Raw genomic sequence first — 17733 nt, forward strand, 5'->3', positions numbered from 1 at the left:
TGCTGGACAGGCCCCGAACCGGGCGGCCCAAGGCCGAGCTGACGGTCACCGAGGAAGAACGCGTCACGCTGCAGCGGTAGGCGCGCCGAGCGAAGTCGTCGCAGGTCCTAGCGATGCGGGCGAAGATCGTGCTGGGCTGCGCGGACGGCAAGGACAACCAGCGGATCGCTGCCGAACTGCGGGTGCATCCGGACACGGTCTCCAAGTGGCGCTCGCGCTTCCTGCGGCTGCGGCTGGACGGGCTGATCGACGAGCCGCGACCTGGCCGACCACCTTGGACCAGGTCGAGCAGGTGGTGGTGGCCACCTTGGAACAGACACCGACAGGCGCCACGCACTGGACGCGGGCCTCGATGGCCAAGCGCAGCGGGCTGTCCAAGTCGACGATCGGGCGGATTTGGCGCGACTTCGAGCTTAAGCCGCACCGGGCCGACACCTTCAAGCTGTCCACGGATCCGTTGTTCGTGGAGAAGGTCGTCGACGTGGTCGGGCTCTACCACCATCCGCCCGAGCGGGCCGTGGTGCTGTGCGTCGATGAGAAATCCCAGATCCAGGCACTGGACCGATCCCAGCCGGTGCTGCCGATGATGCCGGGCATGCCCGAGCGGCGCACCCATGACTATGTGCGTAACGGCATCACCAGCCTGTTCGCCGCCTTCAACATCGCTGACGGCACGGTGATCGGCGAACTGCACCGCCAGCACCGCGCCGCCGAGTTCAAGAAGTTCCTGGTCACCATCGACAAGACGGTGCCGACCGAGCTGGACGTCCACCTGATCTGCGACAACTACGGCACCCACAAAACTCCGGCGATCAAGGCCTGGCTGGCCCGTCATTCCCGCTTCCACATGCACTTCACACCCACCGGCTCCTCCTGGATCAACCAGGTGGAGCGCTGGTTCGGCTACCTGACCGATCAGCTGATCCGCCGCGGTGCCCACAAGAGCGTCCAAGCGCTGGAGATGGACATCCGCGCCTGGGTGACTCAGTGGAACGAAGACCCCAAGCCGTTCGTGTGGGTCAAAACCGCCGAAGAGATCCTCGAATCCCTCGCTAAATATTGCCGCCGAATTTCAGGCGCATGACACTAGATGGTTGATGCCAAGGCATAGCTGCGGAGATAGGGCGAGAGTGCCGATCCTCGGTGTGTGAGCAACGAGTTAGACACTCTCGCAACCGCACTGTACGTCCAGATCGATGACGCGTTGAAGGCCCAGCCGCAGCTGGCTCCGTGGCGGCCGAAGATCGGTATCACGCCCATGCTCAGCGATGCCGAGTTAGTCACCCTGGCGGTGCTGTCGGTGCTGCTGGGCTTCACCTCCGAACGGCGATGGCTGCGCTACGCCCGCACGCAGCTGAAGGCCATGTTCCCGTCCCTGCCTGGCCAGCCCGCTTACAACCGGCGGTTGCGCCACGTGTCCGGGCTGGTCATGCACATGATCCGGATGCTGGCCGCCGATACCACGCTGTGGAGCGATGATGTGTGGATGGCCGACTCCACTCCCATCGAATGCGGCCGCTCCCGCGAGACGGCCAAGCGGTCGCAGCTGGCCGGGTGGGCACAGTACGGCTACTGCGCCTCCCACTCCCGCTACTTTTGGGGATTGCACGCTCGCGCAGGGCCTGTCGGATTTCCTGATGCCGCTGACCTCCTCCGTCGGCGCCCTGCTCGCGGGTGTGGTCGTGGCGGCTCTCGGTTACGCCGCGCTGGCCGCCTCCTGGGGTGTCCTCCTGACGGTACTGCTTGCTGGTTGTCGTCGTGCGGTCCCGTTGCGGGACAGGAAGAAGAAATGACCGCGGATCGCGGTCACACCTTCTTTCCACCCGGGTCCTCAGCCACTCCCTGCGCCCGGCACGGGCGCCGGGCTCGGTCATCGGTGTGGTGTCCATGATCATCCTTTCCAGCGGTGGCCGTCGTCAGAAGCGCCAACGGGTGGGCGCGAACTTGTCGCTGGTCGGGAAGCCGAACACGGTGACCGGGTCGACCTCGTAAACGGCGAAGGGGCCCTCGCCCGCGGTCGGCGCCGCGTAGGGGGCGGTGAACGCGGCGCCATCGACGGTCACCGGCCAGTCGTACTTCGCCTTGTACGCGGCGGCGACGCGCTGAAGCCGCCGCGGGTCGGTGACCCGCTTGGCCTTGCCCTCGACCACCAGGTCCAGGTCGTCGCAGGACGTCGCGACCGAGCAGTGGGCGTCGGCGTCGAGGTTGCGGCTCTTGCGGGCGGCCGGGTCTGACGAGAGGTACAGCGCCTCGTCCACCCAGACCGCGAACACGGGCCGCACGTGCGGCCGCCCGCTTGGGTGGTTCGTCGCGGTCCAGTAGGCCCGCGACCCGGCCAGCCGCTCGCGCGCCTCTGCCCACGGCGCCGGCCTGCCCCCGTCGGTGCCCAGCACCTGCGCGGAGGTTGGCTCCTTGACATTCACTGTCGTTGCTCCTCTCGGACTTCTTTTCGGACGGGGAAGATCAGGCGGGGTAGGGAGACGCCGAGCGCACTTCGCGCAGCGCCGCGGCCCACCAGACAAGCTGGTCGAGGGTCGCGTCGACGGTCGCGTGGCACTCGGCTGTCGGTTTCGGCCACGTGCCGTCCGCGCTGAAGTGGGTCCAGTAGTCGGGCAGCGCCATGGTGTCGCGCACGGTCGTGGCGTGCATAAGAGGCCGAGCAGCTTCAATCCGGCGCGCGTACGACAGGCCCCACGTTCGCCGAGGTGCTGGCCCGGCGCGGAGTCCCGCCGGAGGTATACACCGTCCGCATGGGCAGCGACGTCACCGAAGACCAGATCGACACCCATCCGACCCCGAGATCGATGTCCTGCTAGAAATCTACGAGGTGCTCCGCCTGACTCCCGGCAATGGCCGCGATTATCGACAAGATCAGATTTTGTGCTGTCCGCCTGGTAGGCCCTCCAACGCGCATGGCCGCCCAGGCCGAGCGCTCCCGACGATGCCGTATCGCCGACCGCGCCGAAATTCAGGAGGCTGCGCGGTCGACCGGCCGGTACTTCATCAGGACGACTCCTGAGGTGAACGGCTCGGCGGAGATCAGCTCCAGCCGTTGCGGTGGTCGGCCGCCCTCGAACAGGGCCTTGCCGTCGCGCAGGAACACGGGATGTACCAGCAGATGGAACTCGTCGACGAGCCCGAGCTCCACGAGAGACCAGATCACTCCGAGGCTGCCGTAGACCACGATGTCCCCGCCGTGGCCGCGCTTGAGTTCGATGATCTCGTCCGGGTCGACGCGTTCGTGCCTGCGGGTGTTCTGCCACGCCGCGATGTTTCCCGAAGCGGAGATGACGATTTTCTCCATGGTGTCGACCCGTCGGGCGTATCTCCGCACCTCCTCCGCTTCCTCAGGGTCCTGCGCGGCCCGCGGCCAATGGCCGGCGAAGTCGGCGTGCGTGATCCGCCCCAGCAGCAGGCCACCGGAGCCCTCCACCAGTTCCCGCTCATACCTGAGCACCTGCTCGTCGATCTGCAACCAGTCCATCTCGTCTCGCGGACCGGCGACGAATCCGTCGAGCGTCGTCCACATCGACACAATGATCTTGCGCACTTTTCGTTCTCCGTCGGCGCGTTGAACTTGGCGTCTTGCCGGGCCGGTGTTGGCTTCCGAAGTCGTCTGCATGGGTGACCGTCGTCCCGTGCACACAGGCGGGCTGGGGCTGGCAAATGCGACGTGATCCCTCTTGCGGCACCAGGGAGGCGGCGTCGATCAGGTCCGTCGATAGGTGGAGATGACCACTCCGGTCCATGCCGTGGTGGTGTCGGTCAGTTCCAGGTCCATCGGGGTGCCGGCGTTGAACAGCCGCTTGCCGCCACCGATCACGGTGGGGTAGGTCAGCAGGACGAATTCGTCGATGAGTCCGGCGGGCAGCAGCGTGGTGAGCAGCTGGCTGCTGCCCCAGATGCTGATGTGGTCGTGCCGCTGTTTCAGCTGGGCGACCTGCTCGGTGACGTCTCCGCGCAGCAGGGTGGAGTTGTTCCAGTCGACGGTCCGCAGGGTGCGGGAGGCCACGTACTTGGGCTGGCTGTTGAGCTGGACGGTCCGCGGGTCTGCTGGATCGGCACCGGGCCAGTAACTGGCGAACAGTTCATAGGTTCGCCTGCCGATCAGCAGTGCGTCGGCGTCCAGCACCGATCTGGTGGTGCGCTGGTCCACCACCGGGTCGGCGTAGGGCTGGGTCCAGCCGCCGGACTTGAAGCCGCCGTCGCGGTCTTCGTCCGGGAGGCCGGGTGCCTGGATCACGCCGTCGAGGGTGACGAACGCCGTCACAACGATCTTGCCCATTCTCAGATCTCCTTGCTCAGTCGCGTCTGGGGTCTTGGGGGTGCGGGTTGCTATCGGTTGGCGCCGAAGGCGGCCAGGACGGGTTCGGGAGTCCGCTCCGGAAAGCGCTTCTGGAAGTCCAGGACGCCGACCCAGGTGGGGCGCAGTGCGATCCGGACCATCCGGAGGCCCGGCTGGTCGATCGCCGTCAGGTAGGCGGTTCCGGCCTCCTCGCCCATCACCGCGTGCTGAATCGTGGCGTACTCAGGAAGCACTCCTTCCACCTCGGTGAGGGTGACCTTCCCACGCAGCATGAGGGCCTGCGGGGGAGCGTCGGCGGTGTCGATGCAGATCGCCACGTCACGGCGGGCGCGCAGGTCGCGGATCTTGTAGGTGCCGGCGAACGCGCCGATGACGACCTCGCCGCCGTTCCAGAGGAAGTTGACCGGGATCAGCCGCGGTGTCCCGTCCTTACCGGTGTAGGCCAGCCGCGCCACCAGAGTCGAGTCGTTGAGCAGGCGCTGCGCGATGGGGGTGTCCAGCAGTCGCACGTCGCCCTGCGGCGGGTCCGCCGCCTGAGTGTCAGAGAGGCTCATGAGGCCTCAAGCTAGCGAAGCAACTCCTAAAGAACAAGTATCGCTCCTAAAGTGGGATTTCTGCTGTAGTCTGCAGGTTATGAGCGGCATGCGCAGCTATGGAGACCCGTGCGGTGTGGCCCGCGGCCTGGACGTCATTGGCGAACGCTGGGCCCTGCTGGTGGTGCGCGACCTCCTGCTGGGCCCCAAACGCTTCAACGACCTGCACGCCGGCCTGTCGGGCGTCAGCCCGAACGTGCTCACCCAGCGGCTACGCGACCTGACCGAGCACGGCGTCGTACAACGCCGCGACCTGCCACCCCCGACCCGCGTCCGCCTCTACGAACTCACCGACCGGGGCCGCGCGCTGGAACCGCTCGTCCTCCACCTCGGCCGCTGGGGCAGCCAAACCGCGACCGCCCCCGACGGCCTTCTCGGCATCGACTCGATCCTGCTCAGCATCAAGGCAGGCTTCGACCCGACCCGGGCCGCGTATCTCCATGGCATCTACGAACTGCACATCGACGCCGACACCTACTTCATCGAGGTCACCGACGACTCGCTCCACATCAGCCGCGACAGCGCACCCACGCCACCCCACGCCACCCTCACCACCGACCTCGACACCCTCCGCGCCATCTGCGACCACCAGATCACCCCGGCGGCGGCAGTGGACTCGGGCTCGCTGCACCTCGGCGGCGACGAACACGCCAAACAGCGCCTCACAGACCTTCTCTTGGCCTCGTTCATGCCCGCACCCCAGCCGGCCGACATGCCCTGAAGAGCAAGATCATTCTCGCCGCTGATGGCTGTTCCCGCCTTCCTCGCCCCCATCCCCAGGGCCGATACGCGGTGCCGTAGAGCCCGAAGAGATCTTCCAGCGTGAGGCCCTCGACCGGCACCAGCCGCCTGCCAGACGACCCCGGACATGCCGGACGCCGGCGGCCAGGACAGCGCCGATCCTGTCGCCGCGGCGGAGGCGGCCGCGATCGGGCCTGGCTGGTCGCGATGATCGCGGCCGCACCTGATGACGGCTGGTCCGCCCTCGCCTTTGCAGGTCTCACCGGAATACGGGAGACTCGGGCCGCCGAACCTCTGACCTGGGACGTTGCAAAAGGCCGGGCGCTCGTTGTCCAGAAAGGTTACGCATTCTCGGACGTCGAGCCACCTGCACGAATGCCGTCGGAAACCTGTGTCCGAGAAGTCCCTGCCGCTCGGCGGCCCATGCCAGCCGTGTTCCGAAGGCAACCCCCAGTGCCGCGCCTTGGGCAAGTCGATGTCAACGGAGGCGAAGGCGCTCCCGTGGAACCAGACGAAATTCGTGATCTCGGCCAGTGCAAAGGACGGCTTGTTTCCTTGACCTCCCGCCATTCCTCGACCCTGGTCCGGTGGTGGCGAGGTGGGCCGGGGCGCGGCCCAGCCTACAGTCCCACCGCCGCCAGGAACCGTCGGGCTGCCCCGACATCGCCGGCCAGGATCATTCGCCCTGATCCCACCGCCGTCTCCAGATCCTCCTCGTGGTTCACCAGCAGTCCGAGGGTCTTGCGGTCGGTGGTGATGGCCGCGTCGGCGGGCCCGGCCGCCTGGCCTCGCGCCATCTCCGTCAGCCTGCCGCTGATGACGCGCACGGCGAAGATGTCGGCGCCGATGCGGATCTCGTAGTTCGCGCTCCAGTCCGGCTCATCGGACGGGCTGAAGGTCGAGCGCAGCGAGAGCATGAGCGAGTTGGCCCGCATCTCACCAGTGCGGGGCATGATCGGTGTGCGGGAACCCCACAACCCCAGTGCGCTGACGATGGGTGCCAGCTCGGCTCCCCAGTCGGTCAGTTCGTACACCCGTGACGCCGCAGGCGGGGGAAGCGTGCGGCGCCGGAGCACGCCCGAGTCCTGAAGTTCACGCAATCGGTGGGACAACACGTTCGGGCTGATGTCGGGCAGGCCTGCCTGCAGGTCGACGAACCGCTGGGGACCGAGCAGCAGGTCACGGATGATCAGCATCGACCAGCGCTCACCGAGGACGTCCATCGCGAGCGCGACACCGCACCCATCGTCGTATCTGCGTTTTGCCGCCATGCCTCCAGGATAGCTCTCTATAACATTTAGGAGTAGTAGCTACTAAATTAGGAGTATTGCTGTTATCTTCGTTGGTAGAGCCTCCGGGGCGCTGCTGTGTCGGCAGGGCGGGCTGGCGCGTCGTGCCCGGCCTCCCGGACCCCGTGGGGGCGTGACGTCTGGATCAAGGAGATGCCATGAATCTTCCGCCGATCGTGTCGCCTGAGGAGTGGCAGGCCGCCAGGGACGAGTTGCTCCTCAAGGAGAAGGCCCTGACCCGGTCTCTGGACGCACTCGCCGCGGAGCGGCGCAGGCTGCCGGTGGTCGCCTTCGAAAGGGAGTACGTCTTCGAGGGCGCGGAGGGCAGGGCGACCCTGGTCGACTTGTTCGACGGGCGGCGCCAGCTGATCGTCTACCACTTCATGATGGAGCCGGGTTCGGATCACCGCTGCCCGGGATGTTCGAGCGTCGCAGACAACTTGGGCGACATGTCCCACCTGCGGGCGCGTGATACCAACCTGGTGCTCGCGTCCCCGGCGCCGCTGGCCCAGCTCCTGGAGTTCCGGGCGCGGATGGGCTGGACGCTGCCCTGGTACTCGACCCAGCACACCACGTTCAACGCCGACTGTGGTCTGGATGGCGGCTTCGGCCTGAGCGTCTTCCTGCGTGACGGCGACCGCGTCTTCCGCAGCTACTTCACGACCGCCCGGGGCGTGGACCGGCTGCGCGCCGACTTCAATCTGCTCGATCTCACGCCCTACGGCAGGCAGGAGACCTGGGAGGACTCCCCGCAGGGATGGCCGCAGACCCCCGCCTACCAGTGGTGGCGGCTGCACGACGAGTACGAGATCCACACTGCGATGCCGATGGCAGACGGGCAGGCCAGGGCATGAACGGCGCCTCCGCCTCGACGCACCGTCCATTTCGCCCAGGCTGGACGCTCGCGCTGGTGTCCGTAGCCGCGTTCCTGACCTCACTGGACGTGATGGTGGTGGTGACCGCGCTGCCCACCATCCAGGAAGAGCTGAACGCGAGCCTGGCCGACCTGGAGTGGACGGTCAACGCCTACAACCTGGCGTTTGCGTGCCTCATGCTCATCGGCTCCGCGCTCGGCGACCGTTTCGGCCGCTTGAAGAGCTATGTGCTCGGACTCGCGGTGTTCACACTGGCCTCGGCCATAGCCGCGCTGGCCCCCTCGGTGGAGGTTCTCATCCTCGCCCGCGTCCTGCAGGGGATTGCGGCCGGGGTGGCGATCCCGGTGAGCCTCACGCTGCTCGGCGACGCCTACCCACCGCACAAGCGTGGCCGGGCGATGGGGATCTGGGGCAGCGTCTCCGGCGCGGCGGTCGCCGCCGGGCCGGTGGCCGGCGGTCTCATCACCGAGGGCCTGTCGTGGCAGTGGATCTTCTGGCTGAACGTGCCGCTCGGGGTCGCCGCCACGATCCTGGCCGCGGCGCTGATGCGGGAGAGCTTCGGTCCACGGCCGAAGATGGACATCGTTGGCCTGGGGCTGGCTTCGCTCGGTCTGTTCGGGCTGGTCTGGGCGGCCGTCCGGGCGCCTGGGTTGGGTTGGGGGCACGCGGAAGTGGTCGTCATGGCGTTGGGCGGCGTTGTGCTGATGGTTGCCTTCGTGTTCTGGGAACGCCGGGTTGAGCACCCGGTGCTGCCGCTGCGCTACTTCCGGGCGAGAGGCTTCACCATCTCCAACGCATCCGCCTTCTTCATGCATTTCAGCCTGATCGGCTCGCTGTTCATCATCTCGCAGATGTTCCAGATCGGGATGGGAGCAAACGCTCTCGACGCCGGATTGCAGATCCTCGCGTGGACCGCGATGGTGCTGGTCGTCGCCCCGATCGCGGGCCGCTTCTCCGACAGGTTCGGCGCCCGTCCGTTCATCGTGGGCGGTCTGCTTCTCATGGCGGCAGGCCTGGCCTGGCTCGGTGCGGTGGTCGGCACGGACACCGGGTACCTCGTCCTGCTGGCGCCGCTGGCATTCGGTGGCATCGGAATCGCCATGAGCCTGCCGAGCACGATCAATCTGGCTCTCAGCTCGGTGCCCATGGAGGACATGGGTGTCGCCTCCGGTGCCAACAACGCCATGCGGGAGCTCGGAGGTGTCTTCGGCGTTGCCTTCCTCGGCGCGATGTTCGCGGCGAACGGCGGCTACGCCACGCCGGCGGCGGCCATCGACGGTTCTCGAGCGGCGCTGTTCCTGGGCGGTGCGATGGCCCTCGTCGGTATGATCATCGCACTGTTCGCACCCGGCCGCCGCCCAGCCGAGGCAGCGGCTCCGGCGGCCCCGGAACCGAAGGTCGCGAAGACCGGCGGATGAGCTCCGGCCCGTCTCCGGGCTGGGGATGTAGGCGCCAGGCCACGCTGCCACACCGCGAAGCCGTTCGCGTTCTGGAGCCGTCGCGGGTGTGACGGCTCCGCGCGACGGATGAAAAGGGGTCACTGCTGTCTTACCGGGAGCCTCCTCTCATCCGCCACTTCTCCGCGCCAACCCATCGCGATCTGCGCCGTCAGGATGGAAAGAGCTCATTGGTGAAGCGCACCGGACGATCATGCTGACCGACATCGCGCAGGCGCAGGGCGGCGCCGCGCACCTGTAGGTCGCCTTCCGACGTGTCAGTATCTTCGGACTCTAAACAGCTTGGTGCGGCTCGGGCTGAAAGAATGCGAAAGATGGCAGATTTAAGACTTCCTTCGCCCTGGAGAGCGTCCCTAAACTGCCCTACCTGGCCGCACATGGGGGCGTGTGATACTTGCACCACGTCGACCGCGCTCTCCATCGTAGGCGTCCACAGCGATATCTCCCGAGTATCAGAGGAATGATGATGGACCGCTGGAAACCAATCACTCTCATAGGTGGACTACTCGCCTTGACGATGTCGCTGGCTACCCCCGCCGCCGCTAATTCGAACCCGACCGCCTATAACACCAAGACCCAGTATCTGACCAACAGTCCGATCGACTCGATGCCTGGCTCATGTGTTCAGCGCCGGGTCTACCTGGCCAGCGGCCACTATAACTGGGCACTCATCATGAACAAGGCGGTGGACCCCAGGCGTTCGAACTTTTGGGTGGGGGCTGGCTGGTACTCCTGGGCGGACTGTCTCGACCCTATTAGCGGCGGACAATACCTCCATACCTCGACGCTAGATCCCGACAATGCTAACTGGCAGACGGTAGCTGTCTCCGACAAGTGGTTTCTCGGCAAATCGGGCAACACTAGTTGGGGTTCATATCTAGATCCCCAGTGAGATGATCTCTGCAAAAGACATGGAGTGCAGGTAAACAGCTCTCACCGCAAGACGCTCAACCAAGCGGAGGTGGAGTTGACCCGGTTTGGTGGACACCTGATTTATGGAAACCCCAGTTCCTGAAAGAAGGAGTTCGCTGAACCTTCGCGCGAACCGCCCCGATATCCGGGCCATCAGGGGCCTCGAATGCCTCCTGCCAGCGGGCAGGGTCTACGCTGTGGCCCGCGGCCACCGGCTGATCTTCGTTTGTCGACACAACTGACGATGATCAACGGTGGCCGCCTTCGTCCTTACGACGTCCAGCAATACAGGCGGTGGTCCCGCCCGCGGAGACCGTGAGCAAGCCGGGCCAGGTCGCTCAGGAGCTGGGTCGCGATCTCCTGGTCAAACACTTCGCCATCCGCCGCCCGCTCCTGGATCCACAGCTGGCTGACTTCGACAAGCCGGGGCCGGGCCGGCAGCGGCGAGTGCATTCTGAAGGGCTTTGGAGGCAGCGAGGAGCATGGGGCCGTCGCCATCGCCAGGATCCGCGACGACTTCTGGCTCATCAGCACCTCTTCAGCGTCGAAGTTGCCGTACGACAGCGACTCGAAAGTCCCGTCGGGGCCGCCAGACGACCGCAGCCGCAGCTTCGTGACCCGGTGCCACGAAGAACTTGATGATGATGCTCACCGAGGCATGGTGCCTGCCCGACCGCCCCTGGTCCACCCGCTGTCAGCGCGCAGACCGCGATCAGGCAAGCCGCTACCGCCCTCGATCGAGGCAACCATGATCACGATCTACGGCTGGAGTACTAAGCGCCGCATGGCCTGCATCTCTACAGGCCATGCGGTCTCGGTCGCCCCTCGCCGCTCCGACCTGCGGCAACACGTTGAAAAGGGCTCATTACTGGGAGGTCACTGGTGTGAGGTTGGTGCCGTCGCGCCGGGCGCGGTGGGCGACCTGCCGACACTTGTTCGTGCAGTACTTCCGCGGGCGGCCCCGAAGTCGCTGCGGGAGGCGAAGTTCCGCGCTCCGCGCTGCCCGCAGTTGGTCATGTTGGTCGGTCGCCGCTCGAGAAACCACGGGCCCATGCGGGTTGGTCGATGCTTACGCGGGAAGTCGAGGAGCTCGACCAGGTGGCCGCCGTCGTGGACGAAGAGCTTCTTCGTATTGCTGGGATGGCGCAGCTTGATCTGACGGATCCGCTCGGTCGCCTACACGCCCACCAACTCTTCGTGGATGAATCGCATCGAGGTCCAGTTCACGTCCCTGCGGGAGTTCACCCTCAACGGCACTGACCATGGCAGCCACCGCGAGCAGGGCAGCATGATCGGCCGCTACATCGCCTGGCACAACCGCAACAGCGACAACCACCGCCTACGGAAGATCGTCAACAGGGCGAACATGGCCTGGCGCGGCACTAGGTTAGAGTCATAGGATGCCCCCGAGAGGACTGGGGAGGCGGGTCTCGAAGTCCAATAGCCCTACCCAGGTAGGACGTACGGCAATGCGTGCCTGCCTAGTTCCCGGTCGCGCAGCGGATTGGAGAAGCGACGTGGCGGCCTCCTCTCCGAGATAGCGCTTTGCGGCGAGGGCGTACTCATCCGCTACGCCGTCGACCTCGGTTACATTAGCGCGTCCACGAATCGAGATGGCCCGTGGTTGAACGTCATCGGTTCCGATACTGATGTCGACATTCGGGTTCGCGCGGAGTACCGCCACTCGACGGGCGGGATGACGCACGCCGAGCTCAGGGCCGGCGAGATACGTCGTCATCACGATCTCCTCACCTGTCCAGTGGAACCAAGTTGGGACGACCCTTGGCCTGCCATCGGTCCAGATGAGGCCCAAGCGCGCATACAGCTTCGAGGTCAGCATCTGCCGTGCTAGATCAGTATCCAGGAGGCGCAGATCACCTTGCGGCAGTCCGGTAGTCATTAGCTTTCCTGTCTCGCGAGTGTTGTCACGACCACTCACATTAGTTGCTCTTCGTGGTGCTCCGCGATCTCACGGCTCTCGTCCTACAGGAAAATGCAAAGATTTACTCTCCGCATGTAACAAGCGGGATCGGGGAGCGAATATAACTAGTGTGATGCGCCGGAAGTTTCCTACTTAAATGACTGACTAGTTTTCGGTGGTCGGCGGATTGATCTTGGTGAGGTTAGTCGGCGAGGGTTTTGAGGATCTCGTCGGCTGTCTTGGTCTAGGTGAACGCAGCCCTCGGGACCTGGCATCTCGCCCGCCAGATGCCGACGTCACCTCCGGTTGGCGATAGAAGACCGGTGAGGAGAAGTTTCTAACCTCGATTGTTGAGCGACGGGGAAATCTTAGCGGCATGCGACAGGAATGTCGGTAACTCGCTGTAGCGGTCAGCCCAGGTCTTCCCACGTCCAGAGAATGGACGTGCGAGAAGGCCTCAGCCGAGTGCCTTGATCAGGCGGTCGAGCACTCCGCGGTCGCCCTCGACCGACAGCCGGTCGCTGAGTTCCGCCACGGGGATCCCGTCGATCAGCAGCGCCTTGAAGGTGGCGGGATCGGTGCGCAATGCGGCGTCCCAGCCAGGCGGTTCGTCTCGAACGACAGCAAGCTCGCCCTGAGCGATGTGGAGCGTGAAGACGTCCTCGCCGAGCGCTACCACAAGTGTGGCGTGGAGGTCACCGAGCCTGGCCGAGTCCAGATGGCTGCGCAGTGCCAGCATCAGCGAGTCGGCACCCAGGGCCATCGTCGTCTGGACAGCCGAAGTGGCGCGGCCCCAGCGTCCCAGGTGCACCAGCACAGGCTCGAGTTGCCGTCCCCAGTCGGTCAGCTCGTACACCCACGCGCGAACCGGAGCACCCAGCTTGCGTCGCTGGATCACCCCGCCCGAATCAAGGTCACGCAATCGCTGGGAGAGCACGGTGGGGCTGGCGTTGGGCAAGCCGCTCTGCAGGTCGCTGTAGCGCTTGGGTCCGAAGAGCAACTCTCTGACGATCATCAGTGCCCAGCGTTCGCCGACCAGGTCAAGAGCGCGGGCGGCGGCGCACGGGTCACCATACGAGCGGGCTGAAGACACGTAACCATCCTACACGCAACCAAGTTTCTACTTGTTTTTCCGTAGTAGCTGCTACTACTGTAGCAGCTATGATTCTTGTCACCGGAGCCACCGGACTCAGCGGTATGGCCGTCATACGCGAATTCGCCCGGCAGGACGTGCCGGTTCGAGCCCTGTTCAGAAACCCCGGCAAGGCCCAGCGGCTTCATGGCCTGCCAGGCGTCGAACCCGTCCAGGGCGACATGCTCCGTCCCGAATCACTGACTTCCGCCCTACAAGGGGTGAAGCGGGTACTCATGATCTCTGCCGCGCGCGAGCAGATGGTCCGGACACAATGCGCGTTCATCGACGCGGCGAAGGCGGCAGGCGTGCCCCACATTGTGAAGTACTCCGGCAAGGAGGCAGGCGTCGGCTTCAACCTCGACAGCTTCCGCGGGACGCGGGAGCACGTAGAGATCGAACGGTATCTCGAAGCGTCCGGACTGGCCTGGACCCACCTGCGGCCCAGCCAATTCATGGAGTTCTACCTGCCCGGCACCGTGACAGGGGTAGACCCGAGGCGGCGTGAACTGCGTATGCCGATCGGCGACACCCGCCTGTCTCCCGTCGCCGTCGACGACGTGGCCAAGGTGGCCGTCGCGCTAATGCGCTCCGACGGCCACGAGGGCAAGGTCTACGAGATGACCGGACCGGAAGCCCTGTCAATGGAGGACGCCGTGGAACGGATCTCCGAGGCCACGGGAACCAGCTTCCGGTACGTGCCTGTGTCGCTGGAGGACAAGCTGCGCGAGCTCAGAGAGCACGGCCTGCCCGAGCCGACCGTTCAACTCCTGGGCGAGCTGTTCGCCGAGCGCGCCCGCCGGCCCCGCTCGCACCTGTGGCTGGAGACTCACCAGACCTTCCAGATTGAACCCACGCCCTTTGTCGACTTCGCCCGCCGCAACGCCGAAGCATTCCTAGCCGCTTAGCGGCTCGCGGCAACTGCCCTAGTGGAGGCGTCTGATGGGCAGGGTCCACCCGCTCGGCCTCGCGCCTGGACGCGAGGCCGCCGCTGACCACCGACGCCGGGCAGACCGCGCGACTTGGTGGCCGACCGCGCGATCGGTGAGCCGAGGGCGCTCACCGCGGCCTTCACCATCCCCGGCTCCCACCCGGCGACATCCGCTTCCGGCCGAAGCTCGGCGGCGGCGCGCTACTGGACACCTGCGTGTATCCGGTGCGCGCGGCCATGCACCTCCTCGGGACGGACCTGCGGGTCGTCGGGGCCACGCTGACCTACGCGCCCGGTTTCACCGTCGACACCGCGGGAGCGGCGCTGCTGTCCACACCGGGTGTCACCGCGCAGGGGTCATCTTCGGGCTTGACCACGGCTACCGGTCGGTCTACCAGCTGCGGGGCACCGACGGCTGGCAGGCCGTTGAGCCCGGGTTCACCCCAGCCGCCGACCACCGCCCGGTGATCCGGCTGGCCCGGCGCTCTGGCACCGAGGAGATCGAGCTGGCGGCCGACGACCGGGTGACCGCCGCAGTGGCGGCGTTCGCCCGCGCAGTGGGATCGAGCCCTCTTATTGCCGTCGCCGGCGTTCTGGCCTGGCGCGAGTACGGTGGGCCAGGCCTGAATAGATGATCCTGGATTGCCCCGGACGTCGTGAGGAGAAGTGCCGAGGACGAGATCTTCGCCGCCATCGAGGAACAACCGTGTCGCCCAGCCGTGCGGCTCCCCGGATCGCCGCCTGTGTCAGCAAGCTCCGGATCGAGCCTTGCAATGCTAAGTTAGGATGCTAAGTTATAGGACGTGGAACGCAACCTCAGCCTCAACCTGCACGTGCTCGTCGCCCGCCTTGACCGGGCGGCCGACCGGATCCTGCGGGCCGAGCACAACATCTCCTACAGCCGCTTTCTCGCACTGGCCCTGGTAGGCGAGCTGGGCGTCTCAACGCAACGCGCCCTTGCCGACGGCCTGGGTGTGACCGAGCCGTCGGTGAGCCGCATGACCGCCGTACTTGCCACCGAGGGGCTTCTCGATGTCCAGCCCGACCCTGCGGGTGGGAACCGCCGGCAGCTCACCCTCACCGACGGGGGAAAGCAAGTTGTGGCCTCGCTCCGGCAGGAGTTCGAGGAAAAGCTGGCCGCCCTGGTCGCACACAGCGGTGTGCCCTACGCCGAGTTCGCCGAGCACACCGCGACGCTGCTCGCGACGTTGGACCGCGTGGAACGGGAGTCAACCAAATGAAGCAGGCCAACCAGATCCCGCAGACGCATCAGCGCACAGTCTCCTCAACCGACGGCACGCCGATCAGCTATCAAACGATAGGCGCAGGGCCGGGCCTCATCGTGCTCGGCGGCGCTCTGCGAACCTCGCAGGACTACCTGCCGCTGGCCTCCGCTCTGGCCCGCTCCTTCACCGTGCACGTCGTCGACCGGCGAGGACGCGGCGCCAGCGGCCCTCAGGGGCCCCAGTACACCCTGGGCAAGGAAGTGGAAGACCTCCTGGCCGTCCAGGCGGAGACCGGCGCGCGGCTGGCGTTCGGCCACAGCTACGGCGGCCTCGTCATCCTTGAGACCGCACGGTCGTTCCAGGTGTTCGAGCGCATCGCGGTCTACGAGCCCGGAGTTCCCGTCGGCCCCCTCTCCACAGACTGGATGGCCCCTTACCGGGAACGGCTGGCCGCAGGCGATCCCTATGGCGCGTTCGTCCATTTCATACAAGGCTCGGGCGGCGCGCCCGCCTTCGTGTCCAAGCTGCCGTACTGGTATCTGCGGATGGCGTTGCGTGTCGGGTTCCGCGGGCCGAGTTGGCAGCGGATGCGGCCGCTTCTGGAGGCCAACCTGGCCGAGCACGAGCAGATGGCGGGCCAACACGGCCGGCTTGCCGCGTTCGCGGCCGTCACCGCTTCGGTGCTGCTGCTGTGCGGGGGTCGTACGCCGCGCGCGACCAGAGCGGAGTTCGATGCTGTACGCGACACCCTTCCCCAGGCCACACTCGAAAGCGTGCCCGGCCTTGACCATTTCGGGCCGGAAGGGCAAACGGCCCCGGTTGTGGCCGAGCTCACCCAGCAGTTCCTCCTTCAGGTATGAAGAGATTGCTTCTGATCGTCATCGCGGTGCTTGCGTCGTTGTCCGCCTGCGGCCGTCAAGCAGTACGCGACCCGGGTGGCCGCCACTTCCTCGCCCAAGCCGACGAACTTTCGAGGGTTACGACCCAGCGGTGACCGACCCAGACGTGACGATCGACGGCATTCCCTACGCCGAACTGATCGACCTCGGCACGATCGCCAAATCGGAGGGCATCTCCTACGAGGAGGTCATCGACCGCTTCGGCTCACAGTCATCCAACGCCGGGTGATCGACAAACTGAACGCGGAGTTCCCTGACGAGATCTCCGGCGTCAGATACGTCGACGACCAGCGGGGGCTGCGCGTCGGCTTCAAGGGCCCTATCCCGGCACGCGCGATCGAGTTGGCCAGGACCCTCCCCATGGAGGTCACTCTGATCGGTGGCAAGGGATTCTCATCCGAGGAACTCCGGCGGGCCCAGGACACGGTCATCTCCTGGCTCCTATCCCGGCCTGATTGGTCATCGCGCATTCCGATGACGAGACCGGCCAAGTCAAGGTCACACTCCAGCCGAAGGTGATGCCCGACGATGCGGAAGAGTTCAAGCGCAGCCGACGTCGTCGCCACCGGATCCAGCTGGGCTATCCGACGCTCCAACGTCCCCCGCGACGGCACCGCAAGGCCACGCATCCGGCACTGCCGGACGACCTCCTTGTAGCGCCGACACCGTCCGCCGCTGCCTGGACAAATACCGCGACCGGATCGCCTCGGCCAGCAGCGCCTCGACCTCCTCCGGAATCCTGCCACGGCCCCGACCGCCACTCGACCGGCGCGGAAGCAGATCAGAGGCCCCCCGAACCCGCCCGCCACCGCTTCAACAGCCCATACACCTGGCGGCGCGAGATCCCCAGCTCAGCCGCCGCCTCATCCGCTTCCGCGATCCGAACCTGCGGCCCCCGCGCCAACGACCGATCACCTCGGCCCGCCGGACAGCCACCGCCCACTCCTCCGCCGAAGCCGTCAGCACACCCAGCTCCGCCACGCCGTCGACCACGCCGACCTCGCCGCAGTGAACACCAGTACAAGACAAAGATCGACGGTAGCGCACAGGAGTACAGGAATCCGGACTTTCCGAAGCCCTCCGCAATCAGCCCTATCACCGCAGGACGGCAGTGAACACGCCTACGGGAATCGACAGTCTGTCGATCTTGCTTCCGGCTGGTGTCGTAAAACGGAACGATTCTCAACATCCTGCGTGGACATCTCACCCACCGAAACCGGAACGGTGGATGGCGGCACCTCCGCCCGAATCGAATCGCTAACGCCACTGGCCGTTCCGCTGTCGATCAAGCCCCGCGACCACGAACGTTCACCGGCTTGAGTGATCAGGCTGCTCGGGCGAGCGGTCGGCCCCCGGGCGCGTTCGCGGCGTTGGGTGGCCAGCACGTCCCACCGGTCCGGCGGCATCAACGCCACCTCAAGCCGTGGTCGACAGATCAAACTAAAGACACC

The 17733-nt window shown here is 66.0% G+C and carries 20 protein-coding genes and 3 pseudogenes; 14 read left to right on the forward strand and 9 right to left on the reverse strand.

Annotation, left to right across the window (positions count from 1 at the left end; translation table 11 throughout):
- Nucleotides 1–2 precede the first annotated feature (2 nt).
- The 3 genes and pseudogenes from FHR33_RS48140 (at nucleotide 3) to FHR33_RS48145 (ending at nucleotide 1793) form a co-directional block, all read left to right on the forward strand.
- Nucleotides 3–1084 (forward strand): annotated as a pseudogene (locus tag FHR33_RS48140) (IS630 family transposase).
- A 63-nt stretch (nucleotides 1085–1147) separates the two neighbouring features.
- Nucleotides 1148–1606 (forward strand): annotated as a pseudogene (locus FHR33_RS53730) (transposase family protein); the annotation flags it as partial.
- Nucleotides 1607–1637: 31 nt separating this feature from the next.
- Nucleotides 1638–1793: a hypothetical protein gene (locus tag FHR33_RS48145; RefSeq protein WP_183662821.1), complete on the forward strand. Its 156-nt coding sequence runs from the start codon at nucleotides 1638–1640 to the stop codon at nucleotides 1791–1793.
- A gap of 123 nt (nucleotides 1794–1916) precedes the next feature.
- Here FHR33_RS48145 and FHR33_RS49570 read toward each other — a convergent pair whose 3' ends face one another.
- The 5 genes from FHR33_RS49570 to FHR33_RS48165 all read right to left on the reverse strand — a co-directional run bounded on the left by FHR33_RS49570 (nucleotide 1917) and on the right by FHR33_RS48165 (nucleotide 4860).
- Nucleotides 1917–2423, reverse strand: coding sequence for a pyridoxamine 5'-phosphate oxidase family protein (locus FHR33_RS49570; RefSeq protein WP_221242727.1), 507 nt, complete (start codon nucleotides 2421–2423; stop codon nucleotides 1917–1919).
- 40 nt (nucleotides 2424–2463) lie between these two features.
- Nucleotides 2464–2649 carry a hypothetical protein gene (locus tag FHR33_RS49575; RefSeq protein ID WP_221242728.1) on the reverse strand — a complete coding sequence of 62 codons (186 nt, stop codon included), beginning with the start codon at nucleotides 2647–2649 and terminating at the stop codon, nucleotides 2464–2466.
- 319 nt (nucleotides 2650–2968) lie between these two features.
- A complete protein-coding gene (locus FHR33_RS48155) occupies nucleotides 2969–3550 on the reverse strand; it encodes a dihydrofolate reductase family protein (protein WP_183662827.1) in 582 nt (193 codons plus the stop codon).
- Nucleotides 3551–3709: 159 nt separating this feature from the next.
- A complete protein-coding gene (locus FHR33_RS48160) occupies nucleotides 3710–4285 on the reverse strand; it encodes a dihydrofolate reductase family protein (protein WP_183662830.1) in 576 nt (191 codons plus the stop codon).
- A gap of 50 nt (nucleotides 4286–4335) precedes the next feature.
- On the reverse strand, nucleotides 4336–4860 hold the full coding sequence (locus tag FHR33_RS48165; protein WP_183662833.1) for a pyridoxamine 5'-phosphate oxidase family protein: 525 nt from the start codon (nucleotides 4858–4860) through the stop codon (nucleotides 4336–4338).
- Between the two features lie 79 nt (nucleotides 4861–4939).
- Here FHR33_RS48165 and FHR33_RS48170 point away from each other — a divergent pair, with 79 nt between their 5' ends.
- Nucleotides 4940–5620, forward strand: a complete 681-nt coding sequence (locus FHR33_RS48170; RefSeq protein WP_183662835.1) for an HxlR-like winged helix-turn-helix transcriptional regulator — start codon at nucleotides 4940–4942, stop codon at nucleotides 5618–5620.
- Between the two features lie 640 nt (nucleotides 5621–6260).
- On the opposite strand, the gene FHR33_RS48175 is transcribed toward FHR33_RS48170, so the two are convergent.
- On the reverse strand, nucleotides 6261–6911 hold the full coding sequence (locus FHR33_RS48175) for a winged helix-turn-helix transcriptional regulator (RefSeq protein WP_183662837.1): 651 nt from the start codon (nucleotides 6909–6911) through the stop codon (nucleotides 6261–6263).
- A gap of 176 nt (nucleotides 6912–7087) precedes the next feature.
- Here FHR33_RS48175 and FHR33_RS48180 point away from each other — a divergent pair, with 176 nt between their 5' ends.
- From FHR33_RS48180 to FHR33_RS48195, 4 genes are all read left to right on the forward strand, one after another.
- Nucleotides 7088–7783, forward strand: coding sequence for a DUF899 domain-containing protein (locus FHR33_RS48180; RefSeq protein ID WP_183662839.1), 696 nt, complete (start codon nucleotides 7088–7090; stop codon nucleotides 7781–7783).
- Nucleotides 7780–9222 (forward strand): MFS transporter, encoded by a 1443-nt coding sequence (locus tag FHR33_RS48185; RefSeq protein ID WP_183662841.1) that lies wholly within the window; start codon nucleotides 7780–7782, stop codon nucleotides 9220–9222. The genes FHR33_RS48180 and FHR33_RS48185 overlap by 4 nt, the downstream gene beginning before the upstream one ends.
- A gap of 499 nt (nucleotides 9223–9721) precedes the next feature.
- Nucleotides 9722–10153, forward strand: coding sequence for a hypothetical protein (locus tag FHR33_RS48190; RefSeq protein WP_183662843.1), 432 nt, complete (start codon nucleotides 9722–9724; stop codon nucleotides 10151–10153).
- 1221 nt (nucleotides 10154–11374) lie between these two features.
- Nucleotides 11375–11572 (forward strand): hypothetical protein, encoded by a 198-nt coding sequence (locus FHR33_RS48195; protein WP_221242729.1) that lies wholly within the window; start codon nucleotides 11375–11377, stop codon nucleotides 11570–11572.
- On the opposite strand, the gene FHR33_RS48200 is transcribed toward FHR33_RS48195, so the two are convergent.
- Nucleotides 11567–12073 (reverse strand): pyridoxamine 5'-phosphate oxidase family protein, encoded by a 507-nt coding sequence (locus FHR33_RS48200; protein WP_183662846.1) that lies wholly within the window; start codon nucleotides 12071–12073, stop codon nucleotides 11567–11569. The genes FHR33_RS48195 and FHR33_RS48200 overlap by 6 nt on opposite strands.
- 478 nt (nucleotides 12074–12551) lie before the next feature.
- Entirely contained in the window at nucleotides 12552–13187 is a 636-nt protein-coding gene (locus FHR33_RS48205) for a winged helix-turn-helix transcriptional regulator (protein ID WP_183662849.1), read from the reverse strand.
- Nucleotides 13188–13255: 68 nt separating this feature from the next.
- On the opposite strand from FHR33_RS48205, the gene FHR33_RS48210 reads away from it, so the two are divergent.
- The 6 genes and pseudogenes from FHR33_RS48210 to FHR33_RS48230 all read left to right on the forward strand — a co-directional run bounded on the left by FHR33_RS48210 (nucleotide 13256) and on the right by FHR33_RS48230 (nucleotide 16511).
- The gene (locus FHR33_RS48210; RefSeq protein ID WP_183662851.1) at nucleotides 13256–14134 is read left to right on the forward strand and encodes an SDR family oxidoreductase; all 879 of its coding nucleotides are present in this window, start codon (nucleotides 13256–13258) and stop codon (nucleotides 14132–14134) included.
- 176 nt (nucleotides 14135–14310) lie between these two features.
- Nucleotides 14311–14625, forward strand: a pseudogene (locus FHR33_RS53625) (Gfo/Idh/MocA family protein); the annotation flags it as partial.
- On the forward strand, nucleotides 14622–14792 hold the full coding sequence (locus tag FHR33_RS48215; RefSeq protein WP_183662854.1) for a hypothetical protein: 171 nt from the start codon (nucleotides 14622–14624) through the stop codon (nucleotides 14790–14792). The pseudogene FHR33_RS53625 and the gene FHR33_RS48215, both read left to right, overlap by 4 nt.
- 168 nt (nucleotides 14793–14960) lie before the next feature.
- The gene (locus FHR33_RS48220) at nucleotides 14961–15398 is read left to right on the forward strand and encodes a MarR family winged helix-turn-helix transcriptional regulator (RefSeq protein ID WP_183662857.1); all 438 of its coding nucleotides are present in this window, start codon (nucleotides 14961–14963) and stop codon (nucleotides 15396–15398) included.
- A complete protein-coding gene (locus FHR33_RS48225; RefSeq protein WP_183662860.1) occupies nucleotides 15395–16243 on the forward strand; it encodes an alpha/beta fold hydrolase in 849 nt (282 codons plus the stop codon). The genes FHR33_RS48220 and FHR33_RS48225 overlap by 4 nt, the downstream gene beginning before the upstream one ends.
- 130 nt (nucleotides 16244–16373) lie before the next feature.
- The gene (locus FHR33_RS48230; RefSeq protein WP_183662863.1) at nucleotides 16374–16511 is read left to right on the forward strand and encodes a hypothetical protein; all 138 of its coding nucleotides are present in this window, start codon (nucleotides 16374–16376) and stop codon (nucleotides 16509–16511) included.
- Nucleotides 16512–17063: 552 nt separating this feature from the next.
- On the opposite strand, the gene FHR33_RS53630 is transcribed toward FHR33_RS48230, so the two are convergent.
- Nucleotides 17064–17471: a helix-turn-helix domain-containing protein gene (locus tag FHR33_RS53630; protein WP_350656716.1), complete on the reverse strand. Its 408-nt coding sequence runs from the start codon at nucleotides 17469–17471 to the stop codon at nucleotides 17064–17066.
- Nucleotides 17472–17733: the final 262 nt, after the last annotated feature.

The sequence above is a fragment of the Nonomuraea dietziae genome (assembly GCF_014195505.1).
Classification (GTDB): domain Bacteria; phylum Actinomycetota; class Actinomycetes; order Streptosporangiales; family Streptosporangiaceae; genus Nonomuraea; species Nonomuraea roseola.

Excerpts from the sequence above, each read along its gene's own strand:
- FHR33_RS48145 (WP_183662821.1), top strand. The coding sequence starts at position 1,638 with ATGCCGCTGACCTCCTCCGTCGGCGCCCTGCTCGCGGGTGTGGTCGTG.
- FHR33_RS49575 (WP_221242728.1), bottom strand. The coding sequence starts at position 2,649 with ATGCACGCCACGACCGTGCGCGACACCATGGCGCTGCCCGACTACTGG.
- FHR33_RS48160 (WP_183662830.1), bottom strand. The coding sequence starts at position 4,285 with ATGGGCAAGATCGTTGTGACGGCGTTCGTCACCCTCGACGGCGTGATC.
- FHR33_RS48165 (WP_183662833.1), bottom strand. The coding sequence starts at position 4,860 with ATGAGCCTCTCTGACACTCAGGCGGCGGACCCGCCGCAGGGCGACGTG.
- FHR33_RS48170 (WP_183662835.1), top strand. The coding sequence starts at position 4,940 with ATGAGCGGCATGCGCAGCTATGGAGACCCGTGCGGTGTGGCCCGCGGC.
- FHR33_RS48175 (WP_183662837.1), bottom strand. The coding sequence starts at position 6,911 with ATGGCGGCAAAACGCAGATACGACGATGGGTGCGGTGTCGCGCTCGCG.
- FHR33_RS48180 (WP_183662839.1), top strand. The coding sequence starts at position 7,088 with ATGAATCTTCCGCCGATCGTGTCGCCTGAGGAGTGGCAGGCCGCCAGG.
- FHR33_RS48185 (WP_183662841.1), top strand. The coding sequence starts at position 7,780 with ATGAACGGCGCCTCCGCCTCGACGCACCGTCCATTTCGCCCAGGCTGG.
- FHR33_RS48190 (WP_183662843.1), top strand. The coding sequence starts at position 9,722 with ATGATGATGGACCGCTGGAAACCAATCACTCTCATAGGTGGACTACTC.
- FHR33_RS48195 (WP_221242729.1), top strand. The coding sequence starts at position 11,375 with ATGAATCGCATCGAGGTCCAGTTCACGTCCCTGCGGGAGTTCACCCTC.
- FHR33_RS48200 (WP_183662846.1), bottom strand. The coding sequence starts at position 12,073 with ATGACTACCGGACTGCCGCAAGGTGATCTGCGCCTCCTGGATACTGAT.
- FHR33_RS48210 (WP_183662851.1), top strand. The coding sequence starts at position 13,256 with ATGATTCTTGTCACCGGAGCCACCGGACTCAGCGGTATGGCCGTCATA.
- FHR33_RS48225 (WP_183662860.1), top strand. The coding sequence starts at position 15,395 with ATGAAGCAGGCCAACCAGATCCCGCAGACGCATCAGCGCACAGTCTCC.
- FHR33_RS53630 (WP_350656716.1), bottom strand. The coding sequence starts at position 17,471 with ATGTTGAGAATCGTTCCGTTTTACGACACCAGCCGGAAGCAAGATCGA.